The organism is Acinetobacter sp. P1(2023) (assembly GCF_028367635.1).
Classification (GTDB): domain Bacteria; phylum Pseudomonadota; class Gammaproteobacteria; order Pseudomonadales; family Moraxellaceae; genus Acinetobacter; species Acinetobacter pittii_E.
In genome coordinates this window covers 503,142-525,960 of record NZ_JAQNDD010000001.1, presented here as the reverse complement: position 1 = coordinate 525,960, position 22,819 = coordinate 503,142, and the positions used below count along the sequence as shown (strand labels likewise).

The 22,819-nt window shown below is 38.0% G+C and carries 20 protein-coding genes and 1 pseudogene; 11 read left to right on the top strand and 10 right to left on the bottom strand.

Going from position 1 to position 22,819, the window contains the following annotated elements; translation table 11 throughout:
• Entirely contained in the window at nucleotides 1-2,460 is a 2,460-nt protein-coding gene (locus tag POD11_RS02430; protein ID WP_262456284.1) for an ABC transporter permease, read from the top strand.
• A 1-nt stretch (nucleotide 2,461) separates the two neighbouring features.
• Here POD11_RS02430 and POD11_RS02425 read toward each other — a convergent pair whose 3' ends face one another.
• A complete protein-coding gene (locus POD11_RS02425; protein ID WP_262456186.1) occupies nucleotides 2,462-3,271 on the bottom strand; it encodes a rhomboid family intramembrane serine protease in 810 nt (269 codons plus the stop codon).
• A 76-nt stretch (nucleotides 3,272-3,347) separates the two neighbouring features.
• On the opposite strand from POD11_RS02425, the gene mtgA reads away from it, so the two are divergent.
• Both mtgA and ppk1 read left to right on the top strand, forming a co-directional pair.
• The gene (gene mtgA / locus POD11_RS02420; protein WP_016141906.1) at nucleotides 3,348-4,025 is read left to right on the top strand and encodes a monofunctional biosynthetic peptidoglycan transglycosylase; all 678 of its coding nucleotides are present in this window, start codon (nucleotides 3,348-3,350) and stop codon (nucleotides 4,023-4,025) included.
• 104 nt (nucleotides 4,026-4,129) lie between these two features.
• Nucleotides 4,130-6,208 (top strand): polyphosphate kinase 1, encoded by a 2,079-nt coding sequence (gene ppk1, locus POD11_RS02415; protein ID WP_262456185.1) that lies wholly within the window; start codon nucleotides 4,130-4,132, stop codon nucleotides 6,206-6,208.
• Nucleotides 6,209-6,267: 59 nt separating this feature from the next.
• Here the strand turns inward: ppk1 and POD11_RS02410 are convergent.
• A pseudogene (locus POD11_RS02410) lies at nucleotides 6,268-6,396 on the bottom strand (hypothetical protein).
• 57 nt (nucleotides 6,397-6,453) lie between these two features.
• On the opposite strand from POD11_RS02410, the gene POD11_RS02405 reads away from it, so the two are divergent.
• Nucleotides 6,454-7,044, top strand: a complete 591-nt coding sequence (locus POD11_RS02405) for an SPOR domain-containing protein (protein ID WP_262456283.1) — start codon at nucleotides 6,454-6,456, stop codon at nucleotides 7,042-7,044.
• 29 nt (nucleotides 7,045-7,073) lie between these two features.
• Here POD11_RS02405 and oxyR read toward each other — a convergent pair whose 3' ends face one another.
• The 4 genes from oxyR to rubA all read right to left on the bottom strand — a co-directional run bounded on the left by oxyR (nucleotide 7,074) and on the right by rubA (nucleotide 10,426).
• Nucleotides 7,074-7,982, bottom strand: a complete 909-nt coding sequence (gene oxyR, locus POD11_RS02400; RefSeq protein WP_016144631.1) for a LysR family transcriptional regulator OxyR — start codon at nucleotides 7,980-7,982, stop codon at nucleotides 7,074-7,076.
• Nucleotides 7,983-7,988: 6 nt separating this feature from the next.
• Nucleotides 7,989-8,933 carry an esterase EstB gene (gene estB, locus POD11_RS02395; protein ID WP_016141902.1) on the bottom strand — a complete coding sequence of 315 codons (945 nt, stop codon included), beginning with the start codon at nucleotides 8,931-8,933 and terminating at the stop codon, nucleotides 7,989-7,991.
• Nucleotides 8,934-8,985: 52 nt separating this feature from the next.
• The gene (rubB, locus tag POD11_RS02390; protein WP_016141901.1) at nucleotides 8,986-10,167 is read right to left on the bottom strand and encodes a rubredoxin reductase RubB; all 1,182 of its coding nucleotides are present in this window, start codon (nucleotides 10,165-10,167) and stop codon (nucleotides 8,986-8,988) included.
• 94 nt (nucleotides 10,168-10,261) lie between these two features.
• On the bottom strand, nucleotides 10,262-10,426 hold the full coding sequence (gene rubA / locus POD11_RS02385) for a rubredoxin RubA (RefSeq protein WP_000760495.1): 165 nt from the start codon (nucleotides 10,424-10,426) through the stop codon (nucleotides 10,262-10,264).
• 445 nt (nucleotides 10,427-10,871) lie between these two features.
• On the opposite strand from rubA, the gene POD11_RS02380 reads away from it, so the two are divergent.
• Entirely contained in the window at nucleotides 10,872-11,312 is a 441-nt protein-coding gene (locus tag POD11_RS02380; protein WP_224993134.1) for an SRPBCC family protein, read from the top strand.
• 15 nt (nucleotides 11,313-11,327) lie between these two features.
• Here the strand turns inward: POD11_RS02380 and POD11_RS02375 are convergent, their stop codons facing one another.
• Entirely contained in the window at nucleotides 11,328-11,816 is a 489-nt protein-coding gene (locus POD11_RS02375) for a YqiA/YcfP family alpha/beta fold hydrolase (protein WP_016141899.1), read from the bottom strand.
• Nucleotides 11,817-12,073: 257 nt separating this feature from the next.
• On the opposite strand from POD11_RS02375, the gene lysS reads away from it, so the two are divergent.
• The 5 genes from lysS to cysN all read left to right on the top strand — a co-directional run bounded on the left by lysS (nucleotide 12,074) and on the right by cysN (nucleotide 18,154).
• On the top strand, nucleotides 12,074-13,603 hold the full coding sequence (gene lysS / locus POD11_RS02370) for a lysine--tRNA ligase (protein ID WP_002117806.1): 1,530 nt from the start codon (nucleotides 12,074-12,076) through the stop codon (nucleotides 13,601-13,603).
• Nucleotides 13,604-13,788: 185 nt separating this feature from the next.
• Nucleotides 13,789-15,231, top strand: a complete 1,443-nt coding sequence (locus POD11_RS02365) for a capsule assembly Wzi family protein (protein WP_239975565.1) — start codon at nucleotides 13,789-13,791, stop codon at nucleotides 15,229-15,231.
• Between the two features lie 246 nt (nucleotides 15,232-15,477).
• Nucleotides 15,478-15,609 carry a hypothetical protein gene (locus tag POD11_RS02360; RefSeq protein ID WP_080649498.1) on the top strand — a complete coding sequence of 44 codons (132 nt, stop codon included), beginning with the start codon at nucleotides 15,478-15,480 and terminating at the stop codon, nucleotides 15,607-15,609.
• Complete coding sequence (cysD, locus tag POD11_RS02355; RefSeq protein WP_000140408.1) at nucleotides 15,602-16,510, top strand: sulfate adenylyltransferase subunit CysD; 909 nt, start codon at nucleotides 15,602-15,604, stop codon at nucleotides 16,508-16,510. Before POD11_RS02360 ends, cysD begins: the two co-directional genes overlap by 8 nt.
• Before the next feature lie 30 nt (nucleotides 16,511-16,540).
• Complete coding sequence (gene cysN, locus POD11_RS02350) at nucleotides 16,541-18,154, top strand: sulfate adenylyltransferase subunit CysN (RefSeq protein ID WP_262456183.1); 1,614 nt, start codon at nucleotides 16,541-16,543, stop codon at nucleotides 18,152-18,154.
• A gap of 52 nt (nucleotides 18,155-18,206) precedes the next feature.
• Here cysN and POD11_RS02345 read toward each other — a convergent pair whose 3' ends face one another.
• Nucleotides 18,207-18,755: a DUF2239 family protein gene (locus POD11_RS02345; protein WP_239967545.1), complete on the bottom strand. Its 549-nt coding sequence runs from the start codon at nucleotides 18,753-18,755 to the stop codon at nucleotides 18,207-18,209.
• 222 nt (nucleotides 18,756-18,977) lie between these two features.
• On the opposite strand from POD11_RS02345, the gene POD11_RS02340 reads away from it, so the two are divergent.
• Complete coding sequence (locus tag POD11_RS02340) at nucleotides 18,978-19,490, top strand: hypothetical protein (RefSeq protein ID WP_016141894.1); 513 nt, start codon at nucleotides 18,978-18,980, stop codon at nucleotides 19,488-19,490.
• A 39-nt stretch (nucleotides 19,491-19,529) separates the two neighbouring features.
• Here POD11_RS02340 and POD11_RS02335 read toward each other — a convergent pair whose 3' ends face one another.
• Both POD11_RS02335 and POD11_RS02330 read right to left on the bottom strand, forming a co-directional pair.
• On the bottom strand, nucleotides 19,530-20,867 hold the full coding sequence (locus POD11_RS02335; protein WP_016141893.1) for a CitMHS family transporter: 1,338 nt from the start codon (nucleotides 20,865-20,867) through the stop codon (nucleotides 19,530-19,532).
• 568 nt (nucleotides 20,868-21,435) lie between these two features.
• A complete protein-coding gene (locus POD11_RS02330; RefSeq protein ID WP_239968434.1) occupies nucleotides 21,436-22,761 on the bottom strand; it encodes a hemolysin family protein in 1,326 nt (441 codons plus the stop codon).
• Nucleotides 22,762-22,819: the final 58 nt, after the last annotated feature.

Here is a 22,819-nt window from a genome sequence, read left to right as displayed (position 1 = left end):
ATGCGTAATCTTCTCAAACCACTTTTACTACAAAGTTTTCGTACGGGTGGATTATATCTACTCATTATTGCTCTATCGCTGGCGATCAGTGCAACAACTGCCCTGAAGTTTAGTAATGACCAAGTCAAACAGGCAGTAAGTCTGCAAGCTTCACAAATGCTGGGTGCGGATTTGGTTTTGTCGGATAACGAGCTGATCGAACAGCCGTGGAAAAAAAAGGCAGAGCAGCTTGGTTTAAAACAAACCAATGTCACCATATTTAGCTCTATGGCGCATACCCAAGATCAGTTTGTCATGGTCAATGTAAAAGCGATAGAACCTGATTTTCCACTAAGAGGACAGCTTGAAATTGAGCCAAAAACTCAAGAGATTCAGTCTGGTGAAGTTTGGCTAAGTCAAAGAGCAGCAGACTTACTGAAAGTAAAAAGAGGAGATATTGTTTCTATTGCTGACGGTAGCTTCCACTTTAGTGGCGTAATTGTGCGTGATTCAAATCAGGAACTCGGTTTTTCAGGTTTTTCTCCAACGGTTATTATCCATCAAGCTGATATTGCTAAAACGCATGCAATTCAAACAGGCAGTAGAATCGATTATCGACTGTTAATGGCAGGTAGCCCTGAACAGGTTCAGGCATTTTCAAAGCAATTTAAGCAACAACATCAAACAGCTAAAGACGCAGATGAGACGGCTGGCTTGCGTTTACGTGATGCAAGTGAATCGAATAGTAGATTATTACGCCCGCTTGAAAACCTAGATACCTTTTTGCAATTAGCCAATATTTTAACGATTTTGTTGTGTGGGATTGCCATCGCTCTAACGAGTCAACGTTATGTGCAACAAAACCAAGATCATATTGCGCTGATCAGATGTTTAGGAGCCAGTAAGTTCCAAATCTTATGGGCATATATTGGATTACTTAGTGTTGTCAGTGCGATTTCAATTGTGTTGGGCAGTCTATTAGGTTTAATCATGGGTTATGGTCTGCTCCAGCTTATGCTGCAATTAATTCCTCAATTAGAGCTAAGTTTTTCGGTCATACCACTTTTAGTTGGACCTTTACCCATTGCTATTTTTACGAGTGTGATTGTGCTGCTTGGATTTATTTTGCCAAGTATTTGGGAACTTTTAAATACACCTCCAATTCGCGTTATTCGCGAGCAAGCCAAATCTCGAAAATCTTTATTTTTTATGTTTTTTGCTGGCATTAGTAGCCTGATTGTTTTTAGTTTAGTGTTGAGTGAAAACTTAATGCTCAGCATTCTGGTTTTGGCTGCCATTATTGTTCTTTGTATTTTGCTTTATAGCGTTGTTTGGCTATTGCTTCGTAGCTTAAAAAAGCTGAAAAATCGTTTGTCTTTTTATATTCGTTCCCCATCACAGAGTGCCTTACAAATTACCGCATTGGCTTTAGGCTTAAGCCTCATTACAGTCCTCAGTGTATTAAGAACAGATTTATTGGAGCGTTGGCAACAGCAACTTCCAGAAGGAACACCTAATCAATTTGTTTATGGATTGCCTCCATTCGATTTAAAAGCCTTTGAGCAACAGTTAAAGCAACATGGTTGGCAAAGCACCCCGTTATATCCAAATATTCGTGGCCGATTGCTGGCTAAAAATGATGTACCCTTTTCAGAAGAGGCGATAAAGCAAAATAATTCTTTGCGCCGTGAATTAAATTTGACTCAATCAAATCTATTGCCAAATGACAATGCAATTACAAAAGGACAAGCTCAGTTTAATGGCATTGGGCAAGTTTCAGTTGAAAGTAAAACTGCCGAAAGTTTAGGAATCCAAATTGGAGACAAGCTGACCTTTAGCCTGCCTGAAGGTACATTACAAGCCAAAGTTGTGAATTTCCGGAGCGTAGAGTGGGAAAGCTTTAGCCCTAACTTTTTCTTTATTTTTTCACCGAAAACCTTAGATGAAAATGCTGGAAGTTATTTAGGTAGTTTCTATGTACCTAAGCAAGATCAACCTAAAATGATCAATATTATTCAGCAGTTTTCCAATACTGTATTTATTGATGTTGACCGAGTTTTAGATGAAGTAAAACGGTTAATGAATGTTTTGGTCAAAATAGTAACTGTACTGGCAGCATTAGTCGGTTTTTCTGGAATATTGGTACTGATTGCATGCTTAAACTTATTAATGGACGAGCGACGCCGTGAGGTTGCTTTACTGCGTTCATTTGGTTTATCTAAAAATAAAATGAAGCAAATGCTCAGTTTTGAGATTGGTTTCTTAGGTCTGTTAGCAGGCATAGTTGCCTGCTGTTTTGCAGAAGTGATTAGTGCGATTGCAAGTTATAAAATGAATATGGCCCTACAGTGGCATATTGAAATATGGCTGATTTTACCTCTTGGCATGATGCTGATTTGCGCCCTAATTGGTCGTTATCGACTAGGTTATCTCTGTAATTTACCGCCTTTACAAAGTTTAAGAGAGTTAAATCAATTGTAGGTTAAGGAATAATATCAGGATTCTGGATAATGATTTCATGCCATAGCGGAAGTAAAGGTGCATTGATTTTTACACAGTACATATAGAAACCACCTGTAATAATTACTGCGCCTAATAAGCCTAGAATTTTAAGTATAGTTTTTAGCTTGCTGACATAGCTTAAGTACCACATTAGCGCAAGGAATGCGCCAATAATCATGCCGCCAATATGCGCGGCATTATTAATACCCGTTGCGACAAAACCAAAAATAAGGTTGATGGCCATAATCATTAATAATGCTTTTTTATCGAGTATGTAGGCTTGATGCGGTAGCGGTGGAAATAAGGAAAGGACGGTTAACGCAGCACCTAATCCCATTACGGCGCCTGAAGCACCTGCACTGACATGAGGTAGTAAGCTCTGATCGAAATGTTGCAGTAATTCATGCCCATTTTGAATGGTCATATAACTACTTAAAAGACTACCGAATAAGCCAGCAAGTAAATACATGCCTATAAAATAGAAGCGACCAAATAGTGACTCAGCAACATTACCAAAAATATAGAGAGCCCACATGTTAAGCATGAGGTGAACAAGACCAAAATGGAAAAACATGCTGGTAAATAAGCGTTCGGGCTGCCCAGTAAAAGTAAGTGGTGTAAAATCTGCACCCCAATGAATAGCATCTTTCATGGCTGGGTCGCTAATATCGACACCAGTCGCAATTTGCCAGACAAACAAACCTACATTAATCAAGATCAATAAGGCGGTCAGCCACCAAGTTTGTACATTGAGTTTACGATTAATGTGCGGAGGCTGATATTGAGTCATGCTATGCTTTTGTTATATATGAACATGCTTAACAGCTTAACATGAAAAAAGTTGAATACAGGAGATCAGGACGAACATGAAAGCTTTTATTGTTCGCGTGTTGTTAATTTTTATTGGGGCAATTCTCCTTATTCAGCTTTGGATTTTCTCAAGTTTAGTTTGGTGGCGTACACATGAAGTGGATACCACCATGTTTATGCGATTAGATTATTGGTCAGATACCTCAGAGCCGATTATTCATGAATGGCTTGACTATGATGATATTAGCGACAATTTCAAACATGCAATTTTAGCAGGGGAAGACGCAAAGTTTATTTATCATCATGGCTTTGACTGGGATGGTATTCGTTTTGCTCTAGAGCGTAATAATGAAAAGGGGGAAGTGGTTGCTGGTGGTTCTACTGTGTCTCAGCAACTTGCAAAGAACTTATTTTTATACAACAAGCGTTCGTTTATTCGTAAAGGCCAAGAAACTATCGCAACATGGATGATGGAGCGAATGTGGTCAAAACGCCGAATTCTTGAGGTGTATATGAACTCCGTTGAGTTTGGCAAAAATCGTTATGGTGTTGAAGCAGCTGCGCAATATTATTATGGTAAAAGTGCTAAAAGCTTAACACGTGAACAAGCTGCTTTTTTAGCCGCTTTATTGCCTGACCCGAAATATTACCAAGATCACCGCAACGATCGTAAACTACAATATAGAAAACGCGTTATTTTACGTTATATGAATAGCACCCAGATTCCTGAATAATGATGTTTAAAGATGTGTAAATTTTTTAGTTTTTACCAAATTGTCATATTTTTGCAGCATACTGTTTTATAGAGATTTTGGCTGGATAGAGAATTGAGTTAGACATGAATACAGCGATTACACCGACGACCCCAACAGAATATAGTTATAATGACCGTTATATAAATCGTGAATTGTCTATTCTTGACTTCCATTTGCGTGTATTGGAGCAAGCGGTAGACCCTTTACATCCATTACTTGAGCGAATGAATTTCTTGCTCATTTTTTCACGCAATCTCGATGAATTCTTTGAAATTCGTGTTGCGGGGGTAATGGAGCAATTTTCTCTAGGCAATGAAAGTCGTAGCCCTGATGGTTTAACCCCACGACAAGTCCTACAAAAAATCTCTGAAACCGCTCATGCTGCGATTGAACGTCAATATCGTATTTTAAATGAGGAAATCTTACCTAAGTTACGTGAAGAAGATATTTGCTTCCTCCGTCGTGGTGAGTTAACGCCAGCACAGTCGGCTTGGATTAAGAAATATTTCCAAGAGCAAGTTGCACCTGTATTAACGCCAATTAGCTTAGATCCAGCGCATCCGTTCCCACGTCTCGTCAATAAAAGCTTGAACTTTATTGTGACATTAGAAGGTAAAGATGCTTTCGGTCGTCAAATTGATTTAGCTGTGGTACCAGCACCACGTTCATTACCTCGCGTGGTTCGACTGCCAGATGAGTTAACAGGTGGTAAAGAACATCACGTTATGTTATCTGCCATTATCCATGAGCATGTGTCAGATTTATTCCCTGGAATGACTGCAACTGGATGTTATCAATTCCGTGTTACACGTAATGCTGACTTGGCATTAAATGAAGATGTTGAAGATTTAGCAAAAGCTTTAAAAGGTGAGTTAAGTTCTCGACGTTTTGGTCGTGCGGTTCGCTTAGAAGTGACTCATAACTGTCCACAGCATATTTATGAGTACTTATTGGAAGAATTTGATTTAACCGATGAGCAATTATACAAAGTTGATGGTCCTGTAAACTTGGCTCGTTTGGTTTCAAATTTTAAACGCCCTCATTTGCGTTATGACTCGCATACGCCGGTTGTGCCTAAAGTGTTTAAAAAGACCGAGAGCATTTTCTCTGCAATGCAGAAGCAAGACATTTTGCTTCATCATCCATTTGAATCTTTCGCTCCCGTCATTCAGCTACTTCGTGAAGCTGCACGCGACCCACAAGTATTGGCAATCAAGCAGACACTTTACCGTAGTGGTGCTGACTCTGAAATTGTACAGATTTTGGCGGAAGCTGCGCGTAATGGAAAAGAAGTGACCGCAGTTATTGAATTGCGTGCCCGCTTTGATGAAGAATCCAATATTGAAGTCGCTAACGTTTTACAAGAGGCGGGGGCTGTCGTTGTTTACGGTATCGTAGGTTATAAAACTCACGCCAAAATGATTATGGTGGTACGCCGTGAAAACAACAAACTGGTGCGTTATGTTCATTTAGGAACAGGTAATTACCACGCGATGAATGCTCGAATTTATACCGATTATGGTCTCATGACGACTGATAAAGATCTGTGTGAAGACGTGCATCGCATATTCCAAGAACTCACAGGTATGGGCAAAATGGCGAAATTGAAAAAGCTATTACATGCGCCATTTACCTTACATGCTCAGCTCATCAACTTTATTGATGAAGAAATTGCCAATGCTAAGGCTGGGCGTAAAGCTCAAATTATTGTGAAAGTAAATGCCTTAACGGAAGTTCAATTGATCAATAAATTATATGAAGCATCTCAAGCAGGTGTTCAAATTGACCTGATTATTCGTTCTATTTGCTGTTTACGTCCGGGTTTACCTAACTTATCAGAAAATATTCGTGTACGTTCAATTGTAGGCCGTTTCCTTGAGCATACTCGCGTTTACTACTTCAGTAATAATGGGGATGCACGTATTTACTGCTCAAGCGCAGACTGGATGGATCGCAATTTATTTAACCGTGTTGAAGCATGTTTCCCTGTCGAAGATCCTGCATTGAAAAAGCGTATTTATCAACAAGGACTCGTGAACTATTTGCAAGATAATCAGCAAGCTTGGTTATTGCAGTCAGATGGTACTTGGGTACGTGCTGAGCCAGCAGAAGGTGAAAAACTACATAATGCTCAAAGGGCACTATTAGAAATTATTAAATAATGAACTTTTAACTCTCATTAAAAAGCCGACATTTTGTCGGCTTTTTAATTCACTGAAATTCAATCTAATTTACTTAGTATTTCTAAATGGTTGTTGGATAAACGATAATAATTTGAAGAACAGCAAGATGTTTTCAAAATATGTGATTTTTAGCATAAAACATTGAATTTTAAAAATATACAAATCATGTGAAATCTACTTTAATACGCCGCATTAAATATACTTAACTTTGGTAAATGAATAAAATGCAATGCTTTATTAGAAGTTTACTTTTTAAAATACTTTTGGGGATAATGCCAGTGACCGCTTACGCAGAGCAGAAGTGTTATGGAGATATCATCGTCTTTCAAAGATTTAATGACCAAGCCATATATCCTTATTTTGTCCCAGCTTCTAATGATAAAAATAAAAAAAGTGAAGTAAATAATAAAGCAATAACTATCCAGAAAAGAAAACAAAAGCAAGATGAGTTTGTAGCTCAAAAGAAAACTGAAGATGTTCACACAAAGAAGTTAGAAGAAAAGAAAAATTCTGAAAATAAAAAACAACTTGATGCTGCAATCGCTAAAGAAATTTTAGAAAATGGTGAAAAAAAGTGGATGGTTCAGGTTGCATTAGCAGCTAATCAAAATAAAGCCAACCGGGTTCAATCTCAACTTGAAGCAAAAGGCTATAAGGTCGTCACTAGTTCAACCACTAAAGGAATACGAGTTATGATAGACCCAGCCAATGACTATGCTATCGCACAAATTATTAGAGAAAAAATTATTGCCGATAATAGTTTGAATATGCCGTCTGCTTGGGTGTTTAAGTGGGCATCGCTTACAGCTCAGTAAAACAAAAAGGAGTCCGTAGACTCCTTTTTTTATTCATGTAAGTTTGTCGTTATTTTCTGCATAATTTGCAGTAACACGTCGAATTCACTTTGTAGTGGTGTGCTTTTACGAGTGACTAACGCTAAAGTCCGACTCGGGGCATCTTCAATTGGTTTTGCAGTAATTTGATCATTAAACTTGATCATACTGTTATCAATTGCAATTTCTGGTAAAAGCGTAAAGCCTAAATCAGAAGAAACCATTTCCACCAAAGTTGGTAAAGAGCTTGCTTTTAAACGGTTGTCGTTTTTACGTTCACCGATAGGGCAGGCACTTAAAACGTGGTCACGTAAACAGTGACCTTCTTCAAGCAAAATTAATCTTGATAAATCAAGATCATCTAAAGAGTTTGCTTGTAAAGCATTTGCATCTTGTTTACTACACACAAGGTACAAGTTTTCTTTCGAGATTTCAGCGACTTTTAGGCCTCTAGTATCAAATGGTAGAGCAAGAACAATCATGTCTAGATTACCGTGTTCTAGACGCTCTACAATTTTTTCACTTTGAGCTTCATGCAGATGCAATTGAATTTTAGGTAACTGCTGATGCACTTCATCAAGTAACCGTGTCAAGATAAAAGGCGCAATGGTTGGGATAACGCCCAAATGCAAATCACCTGTTAACGGTTCACTCATTTCACGGCTCAAACGCATTAAATCTTGAGCATCTGCTAGTAGTACACGGGCACGAGCAACGACTTGTTCACCCAAGGGTGTTAAACGCACATTCTGACGGTCACGCTCTACCAGAACGCCACCTAACAATCGTTCAAGCTCCATGATGCCGCCTGATAACGTCGATTGCGTGACAAAAGAGCGGCGCGCTGCTTCAGTAAAATGCAAAGTTTCCGACAACGTAACTAAATATGATAGCTGTCTTAGTGAGGGTAATGCAGCCATAGTGTCCTAGTATGATGATTTAAAATGATGCGCAAATAAACCGCTAAGCTGTGGAATAAAATGTGCAGGGATATCATGCCCCATTCCATCAATTAATTCAAACTTAGCACCGGAAATTGCTTTTGCTACAGCCTTACCATGACTAGGTGGAAGTAAGCGATCACGAGAGCCATGTAAGACTAACGCAGGTTGCTTAATTTCACGGTCCAGTTGAAGTAAGGAGCCTGTACATAATATTGCTAAAAACTGTTGAAGTACACCAGCAGGATAATAGCTACGTTGATAAAGTTTACGTGCAGTCTGCATTGCTTCAATCTGGTTGACGTAACCAGGTGAACCAATCAATTGAAATAATTTTAAACTGTGATTAACAATACCATCTTCGTCACGCGACTCGGGTTTGCCAATTAAACTCAAAAGTTGTTTCGGAAAAGGGGGAGGTAAAAAAGGCTGATTATTACTGGTAAACATGAGCCCCAATTTTTCAACCTTTTCAGGATATTTTGCTGCAAGAATTTGAGCAATCATCCCACCCATCGATGCGCCAATGACATGGGTTTTAGTCACACCTAAACGATCAATGAGCATGGATACGTCATCTGCCATATCATGCAGTGTATACGGTGCGCCTTGATTACTTAACCCGAGTGCAAAGCGGCCCATTAACTTAACCGTATTTAATCGCTTACCTTCATGACGTACTTTTGAAGAAAGGCCGATATCACGGTTATCAAAACGAATAACACGAAAACCTTGGTCAATGAGTGATTTACAGAAGAAATCCGGCCAAAAAAGCATTTGAGCCCCAAGACCCATAATGAGCAAAATGGTTGGATGTTCCGGCTTTCCACCCACTTCTACATGTAGCTCAATACCATTGCCTAAATTGACTTTGGTCTCTTGCATGAAAGATGTGTACGGCGAAACGTTAAACTGTAAGGCGCTATTCATGTTATTCATTCCTTAAAGGAATACTCACAAAAGAGTATCCCTGATTCAAACCTTATGCTTGGGCTGGAATAAGATCTGGAACAAGCTTTGTTAATGTTAAGCGTTGTTTACCTGCTGTTGCACCTAACAATACGAAACCACGCAATGTTCCTTCATTGTCAATTGCTTTAGCAAGCATACCATCGTCGAACTCTTCTGTTTCCCAGTTTACTTCTACATCAACTGGTGCCGGTAAAACGGTAAGTGGAGCGGCTGGAGTTTTTACTGCTACTGGCATAGCAGGGTAATGCACGGCAGTTTGTTGTCCACTGAGGGTTTTAGCAAGAGCACGAGCCTGCTGCATAATCGGCATTACATATGGAAGTAGGGTGCCATTTACTTCTGCACAATCCCCAATCGCATAAATGTCGGCTTGATTTGTTTCAAGCAAACTATTGGTAATAATGCCACGGCTTGTTTGAATATCTGCGCTTTTAGCAAGTGAAATATTTGGCTGTAACCCAATGGCTGAAAGAACGATGTCAGCAACTAAAGTTTGGCCGTTCGCGAGTGTAACTGCATAATCTTCGCCATTATTAATTTTGCTGACTTTTTCAACGGTTGTACCCAACGCAAATTTAACACCAGCTTCTTCGAGGTTTTGCTGGAATGCAGAAGCAACATGACTTGGCAACAAGCGACCTAATGGTTGAGGTGCTAAATCAATAACAGTAATGTCATATTCACTGTGAAGTAAGTCATTGGCAAATTCACAACCAATTAAACCGGCACCTAAAATAACAACACGTTTGTCTTTACGTTGAGCTAGATTTTCACGGAAAGCACGGTAATCAATGAGTGAGTTAACAACATGGATGTCATCACTACCATCACCCGCAATTGCAAGTCGAATTGGGTTAGCACCAACCGCTAAAATCAGTTTTGAATAAGGTTGATTTGAAGTTACTCCATCTTTCTCAAGAACAAGCTCATGACGTTCAGCTAAAATTTCTTTTACAAAAGTGAAAGGCTCAATACGCATATTGAGTTGAGTACCCATTTTAGCAGCATCACCTAAAGCAATTTGTTCGGGTGCCTTTTTACCTGCAAATGCATTTGATAATGTTGGTTTTGCATAATTCACTGCATCATCCGCACAAATCATCACAAGTTCTTGCTCTGGGCTAAGCTTACGAAACTCACGTGCTAAGGTATAACCCGCCATGCCTGATCCGATAATGACGATAGGATGCATTTTTCTCTCCAGAGTTAGAATTGTTTATTTAATACGGTGATTGGTAATATTCGTAAAAAAGACCATGTCAATCATGGCCTTTTAATTTAAATCATTAGATTTCGATCATTTCGAAGTCAGCTTTTGAAACGCCGCAATCAGGGCAAGTCCAGTCATCAGGGATATCTTCCCATTTTGTTCCAGCTGCAATGCCGTCTTGTGGCCAACCTTCTGCTTCATCGTAAATCCATCCACAAACGATACATTGATATTTTTTCATGAGACTCTCCGCACTGATAAGTTTGCTTAAAGCTGCCTTTCAGTAAAACTATTCCATCTATTAATAATGTAACCACGATCCGGTCAATAATAACCAATGTGCCTTTGATCGGATATCAAATTTTTACGCAGTTCTACATTTAATGTAAAGCAAATAAGGGAGTTTAATCATTCGTAAGCAAAGATGAATGGCAGGTTAGGACAAATAAGCGGTTATTTAGGCAAAACTTCAACATAAACTAATAATAAGTAATGCATTCTTAACGTTAATTTTAAACTTGCTTTTACTTATGGACGTGCTGAAAAATAAAAAGTGCCTGATCATTTAAAAGATTTATATAATAACAACGCTAAATAACAACAAATAAAAAGTCAACAGATGTCATTATTAAACGCGAAAATTAAAAGTCGATATCATAAAACGGAAAAAATCAGGGAAGTAAAATATGGAAAATTTAGAATACGAAGTAGAAATTGAAGCGCCTATAGAGAAAGTATGGGAATTACTTTGGAATAGCGAAACATATAATGCTTGGACAAAATTTTTTGCCCCGGATTCCTCAATGCGTACCGATTGGCAAATCGGTGGTAAAACTTATTTCTTAGATGGCGAAGGCAATGGCATGGTTTCCACTATTGAAGAATTGAAAAAGCCGGAAATCTTGATTTTTAAACATTTAGGAATGATTAAGGACGGTAAGGAAGATTTAGAAAGTGAAGAAGTCAAAGGCTGGAGTGGTTCATTAGAAAAATATTTTTTGAGTCAGCACGATAATGTAACTACTTTAAAAGTCGAATTAGCCACCTTACCTGAATATATGGGTATGTTGAAAAGTGGCTTCGTTCAAGGTTTTGAGGTAATCAAGAAATTAGCAGAAGAAAAGTAAGCTATCTGCATTAATTTAAGCCAAATATTTTTTATAAATTTTCATAATCAAATCATTGATACGAGAAGGGTAAGCCAAACGATGATGTCCGCCCTCAAACGTTTCAATATTCATGTAAGGTGCAAGTTTTTGTTGAACCTGATACATATCAAGTTGCTCATCTCCTAATTCTAAATAGGCCATTTTAGGATTAGAGAGGGTGAGCTCTTCTTCTGACAGTTGAGGGTAGTCAGATCGAAAACTCGGCGTAAGACTTGGATTCGCTACAATCACAGCTAATTTATGTTGAGCGGCAGTTTTTAAGGCCCAATACCCTCCAAGGCTGTGGCCAACCAGTAAATCCGGTTTGATGGTTTGAATAGCCTGATGATAAAAGTACTCAACAGACGCATAACTTAAGTTACGGTAGTCAACATCAATACAAAACTTATGTGGATGCAAAATGGCGTGGAACTTTGTCGATTCACGAGAAGAATCCAAGCCATGTAAAAATAGAATTTTCATTATTTACGACACAATCTCATTGATAAAATAAAAGGCAAATAGGGCCTTTGAATATCGAGGTTATTTGGATTTTTTTATATTTTACTAAATGCTTTAAAAAATGATCTTAGCGATTGGTCTAAGTCTATTTTGTATTTAAAAAGTACTGCTCGTTTCCATAAATTGTCTTTTTTCATTTTTGTTTGATTGAAATCATTCGAAAAACTCCTGCAATCTGTTAAGCTATGCCACTTCATTTTTACTTAATCGAGGCAGAGATGACGCAACAAAACGCTCAATCGACTTCTGAACCAACTATTTCCGAAAACGATTTAATTGCACAGCGTCATGCCAAATTAAAGCAAATCCAAGATGTTGCGAAGGAAACTGGAAAGAGCCCTTGGCCGAACACTTTTAAGCGTGAACATTACGCTGCTGATCTACAAGAACAATTTAAAGATCAGTCGAAAGAACAAATTGAAAGCGCTGAGCATGTCTATGTAAAAGTGGCTGGTCGTGTCATGTTAAACCGTGGTTCTTTCATGGTAATCCAAGATATGACAGGTCGTATTCAGTTATATGTTGACCGTAAAGGTTTACCAAAAGATATTCTTGAGACCATTAAAGGTTTGGATCTTGGTGACATCATTGCTGCCGAAGGTTATATCGGACGTTCAGGCAAAGGGGACTTATATGTTCACCTTGAAGGTTTTGAACTGCTTACAAAATCTCTTCGTCCGTTACCAGATAAATTTCATGGCTTAAATGACACAGAAGTTAAGTACCGTAAACGTTACCTTGACTTAATTGTGAATGAAGAAACACGTAAAACTTTTGAAATTCGTGCCAAAGTTGTTGCAGGTATTCGAGCATTTTTAAACAACGAACGTTTCATGGAAGTTGAAACGCCGATGATGCATGTGATTCCGGGTGGTGCTTCTGCACGTCCATTCGAAACACATCACAATGCTTTGGATATGCCTTTATTCTTGCGTATTGCACCTGAGCTTTATTTGAAGCGTTTGGTTGTTGGTGGTTTCGAACGTGTTTTTGAAATTAACCGTAACTTCCGTAATGAAGGGGTATCAACACGTCATAACCCTGAATTTACGATGATCGAGTTTTATCAGGCATATGCTGATTATAAAGACTTAATGGCATTGACTGAAAATATGCTTGAAAAGTTGGCTTTGGATATTCTAGGTACAACTGATGTTCCTTACCAAGGTGAAGTGTTTAGCTTTAAAGGTCCATTCAAGAAAATCTCTATGTTCGATGCGATTTTAGAGAACAATCCGCAGTTCACGCCTGAAAATGTAGGTGATCGCGAGTTTCTTGCAAAATTTATCCGTGAAGAATTGAAAGAAGAAGTTAAGCCTGGTTTTGGTTTAGGTAAGCTTCAAACGATCGTATTTGAAGAAACTGTTGAGACTAAACTTCGTCAACCAACATTTATTACTGATTATCCAGCGGAAACATCTCCATTGGCTCGCCGTAATGATGACAATCCACATGTTACAGATCGTTTTGAATTCTTCATTGGTGGTCGTGAATTAGCAAATGGCTTTAGCGAGTTAAATGACCCGATTGATCAGGCTGAACGTTTCCAAGCTCAGGTAGCGGAAAAAGACGCAGGTGATGATGAAGCAATGCATTATGATGCAGAGTTTGTAGAAGCGCTTGAATATGGTTTACCTCCAACAGCAGGTGAAGGTATCGGTATCGACCGTTTGGTTATGTTATTTGCTGACGCCCCAAGTATCCGCGATGTAATTTTATTCCCACATATGCGCCGTAAAGAAGGTTAATCTTCTAAGGTACAAAAGGCAGTATTTATACTGCCTTTTTTATTACCTTTTATATCTAGAAACTTACCTACTTATACGAATCTTAAAATAGCGTTAAAAAATGTAATTGCACAGTTTAACAATTGCAAATTTGTGATAAAAAATTTAAGGTGTTGCTCATAAATAACTTTGAGAATTGTGCTGGCATGTTTCTAAAAAGAACACTTTCGATCGCAATATTGGCAACCGCTTCATCCGCTATTTTTGCACAAGGTTTAGTGCTAAATAATGAAGACTTACGTACTGACTTAAATTGGTTGAACCAACAAGGTGTTATTAATATCAGCACCTCAACTTGGCCATTAAGTGGTGATGAAATACAGCGAGCACTTTCTCAGGCAAAAGTATCTCATCCAGCTCAACAAAAAGTTATTAACTCAGTTCTTAATGCATTAAAAGCTGATAACAGCACAGTTAAAGTGGGTGCTTTTGCTGAAACTGATATAAAAAATATTCCTCAAGCATTTGGTGATAATCAAAAAGCTCAATATCAAGGTTCGTTAGAGTTTAATGCCGGTGGCGAAAACTGGGATGCAAAAATCCGTGTAAATGCAGAAAAAGATCCGCAAATTGATAATGGACAAGACGTTAATGTTGAAGGTTCATATGTCGCTGGTAAACTTTGGAATCAGTGGGTAGTTGCAGGTCAAATTCCAACATGGTGGGGACCAGGACACGATGGCAGCTTAATTCGTGGTGATGCGAGTCGCCCAGTTTATGGTGTGACTGCACAACGTGCTGTACAAAATGCTTTTGAAACAAAATGGTTGTCTTGGATTGGACCTTGGCAATATCAAGCATTTGCTGGTCAATTAGATGATTATAAAGCAATTCCAGATGCTAAATTATTAGGTCTACGCATAACTGCACAGCCATTACCCTATTTAGAGCTAGGTGCTTCTCGAACTTTACAATGGGGTGGTGAAGGTCGCTCTGAAAGTTGGGATTCTTTATGGAATGCGATCAAGGGTAATGATAATGTTTATGACGCAGCTGAAGATAGATCTAACCAAATCGCAGGTTTTGATGCTCGTTTAAATCTACAATCTCTTATAAATACCCCTGTTGGCATTTATGGTCAATATGTAGGTGAAGATGAAGCTGGACTACTTCCTTCTAAGAAAATGTACTTAGCTGGTGTGGACTATTCGTCAAGCTACAATGATATGCCATATCAACTTTATGCAGAATGGGCGGACACACGAACCAATGGTGATGTAAAAGGCATTTCTTATAATCATTACATTTATAAAGATGGTTATTATCAACATGGTTTCCCGTTAGGACATGCGATGGGTGGTGACGGACAAATGTATTCAGTGGGTGGTGATATCCGCTTTGATGTCATGAACCGTTTAAGTGGTCGTGCTATGGTAGTTAAAGTTAACCAATCTAATTTGGCAATCAATAAAGCATTTCCTAAAGATGATGAAATTAAAGCACTTGATTTAACTTGGACACATTTCATCAAACCTGATCTTCCATTAAAAATTAATGGTTGGGTAAGTGATTCTGATTTGGAGGGCAATGATGCAGGTGCCTCTATCGGTATTGAAATTCCATTAGAACGTAAAATGTTTGGTTTCTAAGATTAAATTAAAAAAAGAGAAGCTTTAATGCTTCTCTTTTTTTATGGTTTTTAGAGAAAATAAAGCCTAGAACATAATTTGCTTAAGTTAATTACGCAAGCTACGATTGTGAAGTTATGCAAGTGAATCAGCATATTATATGTATATGATTAAATCGAATATCAATATGAAAAAACAAGCAAAAGGAATCGGTTTTAAATCACTATAATGCATAACTAATGCTATAAGCCATATAAAGGCTTGTGGTTGGATTATTTATCACGAAAAATTGGAGTTGTTATGGCACTCGTTCCTCCACATGGTCTTCTAGGTGGTGGTTTAATACCGCTTCTAGATTTTATGGGCAAAATGGATAGAGAAGGACGTGTTCATGACTGAATCAAGACTCACACATCTCAAGCAACTTGAAGCTGAAAGTATTCACATTATTCGTGAGGTTGCTGCGGAATTTGAAAACCCAGTCATGCTTTACTCGATTGGTAAAGACTCGGCTGTTATGCTTCATCTTGCTTTAAAAGCATTTTATCCGGCTAAACTTCCATTCCCATTATTACATGTAGATACGGGCTGGAAGTTTAAAGACATGATCGCGTTTCGCGATAACATGGCAAAAACTCATGGTTTTGACTTAATTGTTCATCAGAACAAAGAAGGTCGTGAAGCTGGAATTAATCCATTCGATCATGGTAGTTCAAAATATACCGATATTATGAAAACCCAAGCTTTAAAACAGGCTTTGGATAAATATCAATTTGATGCTGCTTTTGGTGGTGCGCGCCGTGATGAAGAAAAATCACGTGCGAAAGAGCGTGTGTATTCATTCCGTGATAGTAAACACCGTTGGGACCCTAAAAACCAGCGTCCTGAACTTTGGAACCTTTACAATGGTAAAGTGAATAAAGGTGAAAGTATTCGTGTATTCCCTTTATCTAACTGGACTGAGTTAGATATCTGGCAATATATCTATTTAGAAAATATTCAAATCGTTCCTCTTTATTTCTCTGCTGTTCGTCCAGTAGTAGAGCGTAGCGGTACGTTAATCATGGTTGATGATGAACGTATGCGTTTAAAAGAAGGCGAAGTTCCACAGATGAAGTCTGTACGTTTCCGTACGCTTGGCTGTTATCCATTGACTGGTGCAGTTGAGTCTGAAGCAGATACGTTACCTGAAATTATCCAAGAGATGCTTTTAGCCACGAGTTCTGAGCGTCAAGGTCGTATGATTGACCATGATGAAGCGGGCTCAATGGAAAAGAAAAAGCAAGAAGGCTATTTCTAAGACAATTTCTAAATTTGTGGAGTTTGAGCAATGTCTCATCAATCAGAATTAATCAGTCAAGATATCTTGGCCTATTTAAAGCAACACGAACAAAAAGACCTTCTACGCTTTTTGACTTGCGGTAACGTAGATGATGGTAAAAGTACGCTTATTGGGCGTTTACTTTACGATTCAAAATTGATTTACGAAGATCAATTGCAAGCGGTAACACGTGACAGTAAAAAAGTAGGAACCACAGGTGATGCACCAGATTTGGCATTACTGGTAGATGGCCTGCAAGCAGAACGTGAACAAGGTATTACCATTGACGTAGCTTACCGTTATTTCTCAACAGAAAAGCGTAAGTTTATTATTGCTGATACGCCAGGGCATGAACAATATACCCGTAACATGGCAACAGGTGCGTCAACTGCGGACTTGGCAATCATCTTGATTGATGCGCGTTATGGTGTACAAACTCAAACTCGTCGCCATACGTTTATTGCAAGTTTACTAGGTATTAAGAATATTGTTGTGGCCATTAATAAAATGGACTTAGTTGAATATTCACCTGAACGTTTCACTGAAATTCAGATTGAATATGATGCTTTCGTAAGCCAGTTGGGCGATCGCCGTCCAGCCAATATTCAGTTTGTACCAATTTCTGCTTTAAATGGCGATAACATTGTAAATCCATCAGCTCATACGCCTTGGTACAAAGGTCAAACCTTGATGAGCATTCTTGAATCGGTGGAAATTAGTCGTGAATCGAATAAACACGAATTCCGTTTCCCGGTTCAGTATGTGAATCGCCCAAACCTCGATTTCCGTGGTTTTGCTGGTACGATTGCTTTAGGTGAAATCAACGTTGGTGATGAGATTGTTGCACTTCCATCAGGTAAGCGTTCAACAGTTAAAGAAATCGTTACTTTTGATGGAAACCTTGAGCAAGCTGTAGCAGGTCAAGCGGTTACATTAACATTAAATGATGAAATTGATATTAGTCGTGGTAACGTTTTGGTGCGTGCTGGCGAGCAACCATTAATTTCACGTAGTGTTCGCGCTTCAGTAGTATGGATGAATGAACATCCGCTGGTGAAAGGTAAGTTGTACAACGTTAAGATTGGTACTCAGACTGTTCCTGCTAAAGTCACTAATATTCACTATCGTGTGAATGTGAATACGCTTGAGCATACTCACGTTGAAGAGCTTGAGTTAAATGCAATTGCAGATGTTGTTGTTGAGTTTGATGCACCAGTTGTATTTGATCAATATCAAGATTCTCGTTATACAGGCTCATTCATCTTTATTGATCGTTTAAGCAATGTAACGGTTGGTGCGGGTATGGTTGAAGCTGCTGTTGAATGGACTGCGCATAGCAATCCTGTAACAGCTGAAGATCGTGCTGCGCGTTTAGGTCAAAAACCTGCGGTGATTGGGATTTCTGCACAGTTAATCGAGAAAGCTCAAGTTTTAGAAAGTTTATTGATCCAACAAGGTGTAGTTGCCATTGCAAAAGCCAACTTAACTGCTGAGCAAATCACGTTATTGCGTGAGACAGGTGTTGTGGTTATCACTACGGCGGTGGATGGCACAGATACAGAAGTTACTGCTGAAACCGTTGAAGAGGCAGCTGAAAAAGTTGTGGAATTAGTCCGTCTTTAATAAGCTGAATTGATTTTAAAAAAACCCGCGTAAGCGGGTTTTTTTATTGGGTTTAGAAAATACTTTGAGTTTTTAAAGTTAAATATTCCCTTAAATCTTTAGGATAGCTCTGAATCATCTTTAAAAATATATCTCGATCACCTTGATATAAGGCGCGTGTTGCTTCTTCGTAATTTGGCATATTACCCAACATGGCAGACATAAAACGATCGATGGCTTGTTTAGCAAGCATGATATTGCCTTCAGAATTTGGGTTATTTAATTCTTTATCAATTAACTTGCGAATTACTGCTGATGCACTCGCACTTTGTTGATCTAACCAATCCCAATGTTTTTTCTGTAAAGTGATTTCACGAGAAATTACACCGAGTTTAGGTCGTCCAACTTTTTTAATTTCTTCCGGTTCACTATAACGTTGCTGAAATTCTTGTTCCGAACCAGAAAGATCAAGATCAATTTGTTGACCTGTTTGATCATTAAAAATCAGAATATTTTCCGTTGTTTTCGGAAGATCTTTAAGTTTTTTTGCAAGTTCAACTAGGGAGTCGCTCGCAATAAGCGTGCTTCCAGTGAAAGCAGTATAGGTGATTTTAGTATTCATTTTAGCTGTATGTTTTTATCGGGGTAAAATAATATTATCAGGGTAAAATTAATTTGGCAAATAATTAAAATTATAACCAAGGAATTATTTGATTTTATGAGTGTAGTCTATGAAGTTAGGACTATAAAAATAGTCAAGATAATAGGCTATTTAAAATTTTATTCTGCTTTGATATCGCTTTTATGAGACAATGTTTTTTTATTTTTGTGTATTAGGACTCCCATGATTGAGCAATCTCCTGAATCTTTAAGCGATATCGAAATTTTAGACATTTTACAGTCTATGAAAAAAGATAAGCTGGATACGGAAGCAAATGAGATTATCCGTAATGGGGGGAAAGCTGGGCGTCAAGAAGCACATAAACAGGCTTTAGTTGCATTGAATGCAAACTTTGAAGAAAAGTTTGTAGAAGCTGCTACGCTGGCATTAGGCTTGAATTCAGGTCAGGCGAAAAAGATTCGTTATAAAAAAGACCGTATCCGTATTTTTAAAGCACGTGGTATTGATTATTTAGCTATTGATGGTGCAGAAACTGCTCAGGTTTTAGCTCAAGTTGCTCAAGCGATTAGTCGTGAAGATGCGATCGTGACTGAAGGTCTACACAATATTTTTCCATTTTGGAAAGAAGGTTGGCCAATGGTTCAGTTTGATAATGCTTATAAAATTTTAGAAGAAGACATTACCTTGCATTTTCACATTGTGTTAGATCACTTAATTGAATATGTACAGAAATAAAAAAAGCCCCGTTTGGGGCTTTTTATTGCATATGAATAATTAAAGCGTACTAAAGAGTGGGAAAACGCCAATCACTAAAGCAGTACCCATTAATACCATACAAGTTATGAATGCCCACTTTAAAGTGAACTTTTGATGGTCGGCAAAATCGACTTTAGCAAGACCACATAACAAATAGGTTGATGGAACAAGAGGTGATAGCAAGTGTACAGGTTGACCTACAATTGATGCACGAGCAATCGCTTCTGCACTAATACCATAATGTGAAGCAGCTTCAGCAAGAATTGGTAGTACACCATAGAAGAATGCATCATTTGACATAAAGAAGGTCAATGGCATGCTGACTAAAGCAGTGATCGGTGCAAGGTATGGACCCATGCTTGGAGGAATCATTGCGACGAACTCTTTAGACATCGCCTCAACCATACCTGTACCAGATAAAATACCTGTGAAAATACCTGCAGCGAAAATTAAGCCTACCACAGCTAAAACGCTATCTGCATGCATTGCAATACGTTTTTTCTGCATATCAACATTAGGGTAGTTAATGAGCATTGCAATACAGAACGCTAGCATGAATAACACTGACATCGGCAAAATGCCTTTGATTAATGCAATCATGAGAATAATGGTCAACACCATATTCACTTTACGTAAATGCGGGCGCGTCGCTTCAGGATCTTTAGATACTGTAATATTGTCACCATGATGAGTTTCAAGCTCAATCACACCTAAACGTTTTTGTTCATAGCGACCATATAGGTATGCCAAGAAGAATAACCAGCCAATACTAATGACCATAGGAAGGATCATCGGCACGAAAATATGACTCGGATCAACTTGAAGGGCACTCGCAGCACGAGCAGTCGGACCACCCCATGGCGTTAAGTTCATCACACCACTACAGAGTAGCATAAGAGCTGTCATGATCAGGGTGTTCATGCCTAAACGTTGATAAAGTGGAAGCATTGCTGCCACACAAATCATATAGGTGGTTGAACCATCACCATCTAAAGAAACCATGGTGGTTAAGAACACGGTTCCTAATGTAATTTTTAAAGGATCACCTTTAACTTTTTTCAAAATCCATTTGACTGGTGGATCGAAGAGACCTGCATCGATCATTAAGGCAAAATATAAAATTGCGAATAAAAGCATTACGCCAGTTGGCGCTAATTTTTTGATGCCATCGAGCATCATCTCACTGAGGCCTTTGAGTTCAATATGACTCAAACTTTCAAAATAATGACCTAGGCCCCAGGCAATGAGAGAAAAAATAAATGGGATGAGAATTAAAGCAATAATAGGGCTTAAACGTTTGGACATGATTAAGTACATGAAGCACAAAATCATGCCAACACCAAGTAATGTCAGCATACAATCAATCCTTTGCCTATAGTTTTACTGAACAAGTTTATTCAAAACTCTGACCTTGGTTATTCTTATTAATTTTTATTAAAAAGACAAATAATATATTTAGTTTATTTGGTTAATATATATTCATTTAAAAGGGTATATATAGGCGAAATACTGAACATATATATTAACGTTATAGTGGTACTATAATAAATAAATACTATTATAAAATGATATAAAGGTAATATAAAAATAAAAATTATATGGCATTTTTTTTAATTATATATGTTTTGATGAGTGAAATGAGAAGAAGAACCATTTAAAACTAGACTTCAAGTCAAGATATATAAGCTTATTTACAATGTAAAGGGGACTTAATCTTTTTGTAGTCATTGAGATATATAGATTATTCTATTATTTTTCAGTATTTAAGCTTTAATAAGAGTGTTAAATAAAATAATAATACTTTTAAATTAAAAGAGCAAACTGAATAGATGGATCTAAAATAATTATTACATATATTTAAAAAATTTATTTAGATTGAAAAAATACCCCATCTAAAATTATGGGGTATTTAAATTAATATAACTTAATTTTCATCAATTGATGAGTGTACTTCGGCTTGTTCTAAAATTCGAGTAACAAGGAGTTGGTCAATTTTAAAATGGTCAACATCGACAACTTCAAATTTATATCCACCAAATTCCACAAAATCTGCTGGGCGTGGAATTTTGCGTAAACGATACATCATGAACCCTGCCAGCGTCTCGTAATTTTCTTCATCAGGCATTTCATCAATTTCAAGTGCATGTCTTAGGTCATCAATCGGTGTGCTGCCATCAATTAACCAAGAGTTATTATCACGTTTAATGATTTGTTGCTCTTCTTCGATAGGGGTAACCCAATCCCCCATAACTGTAATCATAATGTCACTCAAGGTGATTACTCCTACAACGAGTGCATATTCATTTATGACTACCGCAAATTTCTCTTTTGTAGAGCGGAAACGATCAAGTAATTCCGAGAGAGTTAGGGTGTCAGGAATCATCAGGACATTACGAATGGTTGTTTCATTCAATTGTGTTGGAGATTGATTGTTTAAAATGCGCACCAAGAAATCTTTAGCATCAACATAACCAATGACCTGATCAATATTTTCATTACATACTAAAAATTTTGAATAAGGATATTCTGCTAATTTTTGACGAATACTGTCTTCATGTTCATTTAAGGTGAAATAAACGACGTTTTCGCGTGTAGTCATGCTTGACGGTACAGTACGTTCTTCTAGTTCAAAAACGTTCTCAATAAAGTGATGTTCTTGTTTTTGAAGTACGCCAGCTTGTGCACCTGCATCCATAACTGCTGAAATATCATCAAAAGTAATATTATCTTCTCGTGTTGTATTCACTTTAAATAAACGAAATAGCAGGTTAGCAATTGCATTTATTCCCCAAGCTAAGGGCTTACACACCTTAATAAAAACTTGAATTGGGTTGATAACGCTAATCGCAATTTTTTCAGGTGCAATCATGGCCAGGCGCTTTGGCATGAGATCGGCGAATAAAATAAATAGAGAAGTTACTAAGGTGAAGGAGAGGGCAAAACCAATGGTCTGTGTCCAAGGACCTTCATAAAAACGGTCAACTAATGTGACAAAAAAGGGACGAAAAGCAGCTTCACCTAAAATACCGCCTAAAATTGCAACAGCATTTAGGCCAATTTGAGAAGCTGCAAAAAAGTCAGCAGATTGTTCTTGTAGATCAAGTACTTGTTGGGCACGTTCTTCGCCAGCTTCGGCTAAAATTTTTAACTTTACTTTTCTGGCGCCAGCCAAGGCAATTTCAGTTAAAGATAAAAAGCCTGCTGCGATGATGAGCAGTGCGATGATAATGATATTTTGAAAGAGACTCACAAATCACCCGAGGTTCATCATTATTATGACTATGTTTTAACACAAAAAAGCGCTGAGG

Excerpts from the sequence above, each read along its gene's own strand:
- POD11_RS02430 (WP_262456284.1), top strand. The coding sequence starts at position 1 with ATGCGTAATCTTCTCAAACCACTTTTACTACAAAGTTTTCGTACGGGT.
- POD11_RS02425 (WP_262456186.1), bottom strand. The coding sequence starts at position 3,271 with ATGACTCAATATCAGCCTCCGCACATTAATCGTAAACTCAATGTACAA.
- mtgA (WP_016141906.1), top strand. The coding sequence starts at position 3,348 with ATGAAAGCTTTTATTGTTCGCGTGTTGTTAATTTTTATTGGGGCAATT.
- ppk1 (WP_262456185.1), top strand. The coding sequence starts at position 4,130 with ATGAATACAGCGATTACACCGACGACCCCAACAGAATATAGTTATAAT.
- POD11_RS02405 (WP_262456283.1), top strand. The coding sequence starts at position 6,454 with ATGCAATGCTTTATTAGAAGTTTACTTTTTAAAATACTTTTGGGGATA.
- oxyR (WP_016144631.1), bottom strand. The coding sequence starts at position 7,982 with ATGGCTGCATTACCCTCACTAAGACAGCTATCATATTTAGTTACGTTG.
- estB (WP_016141902.1), bottom strand. The coding sequence starts at position 8,933 with ATGAATAGCGCCTTACAGTTTAACGTTTCGCCGTACACATCTTTCATG.
- rubB (WP_016141901.1), bottom strand. The coding sequence starts at position 10,167 with ATGCATCCTATCGTCATTATCGGATCAGGCATGGCGGGTTATACCTTA.
- rubA (WP_000760495.1), bottom strand. The coding sequence starts at position 10,426 with ATGAAAAAATATCAATGTATCGTTTGTGGATGGATTTACGATGAAGCA.
- POD11_RS02380 (WP_224993134.1), top strand. The coding sequence starts at position 10,872 with ATGGAAAATTTAGAATACGAAGTAGAAATTGAAGCGCCTATAGAGAAA.
- POD11_RS02375 (WP_016141899.1), bottom strand. The coding sequence starts at position 11,816 with ATGAAAATTCTATTTTTACATGGCTTGGATTCTTCTCGTGAATCGACA.
- lysS (WP_002117806.1), top strand. The coding sequence starts at position 12,074 with ATGACGCAACAAAACGCTCAATCGACTTCTGAACCAACTATTTCCGAA.
- POD11_RS02365 (WP_239975565.1), top strand. The coding sequence starts at position 13,789 with ATGTTTCTAAAAAGAACACTTTCGATCGCAATATTGGCAACCGCTTCA.
- cysD (WP_000140408.1), top strand. The coding sequence starts at position 15,602 with ATGACTGAATCAAGACTCACACATCTCAAGCAACTTGAAGCTGAAAGT.
- cysN (WP_262456183.1), top strand. The coding sequence starts at position 16,541 with ATGTCTCATCAATCAGAATTAATCAGTCAAGATATCTTGGCCTATTTA.
- POD11_RS02345 (WP_239967545.1), bottom strand. The coding sequence starts at position 18,755 with ATGAATACTAAAATCACCTATACTGCTTTCACTGGAAGCACGCTTATT.
- POD11_RS02340 (WP_016141894.1), top strand. The coding sequence starts at position 18,978 with ATGATTGAGCAATCTCCTGAATCTTTAAGCGATATCGAAATTTTAGAC.
- POD11_RS02335 (WP_016141893.1), bottom strand. The coding sequence starts at position 20,867 with ATGCTGACATTACTTGGTGTTGGCATGATTTTGTGCTTCATGTACTTA.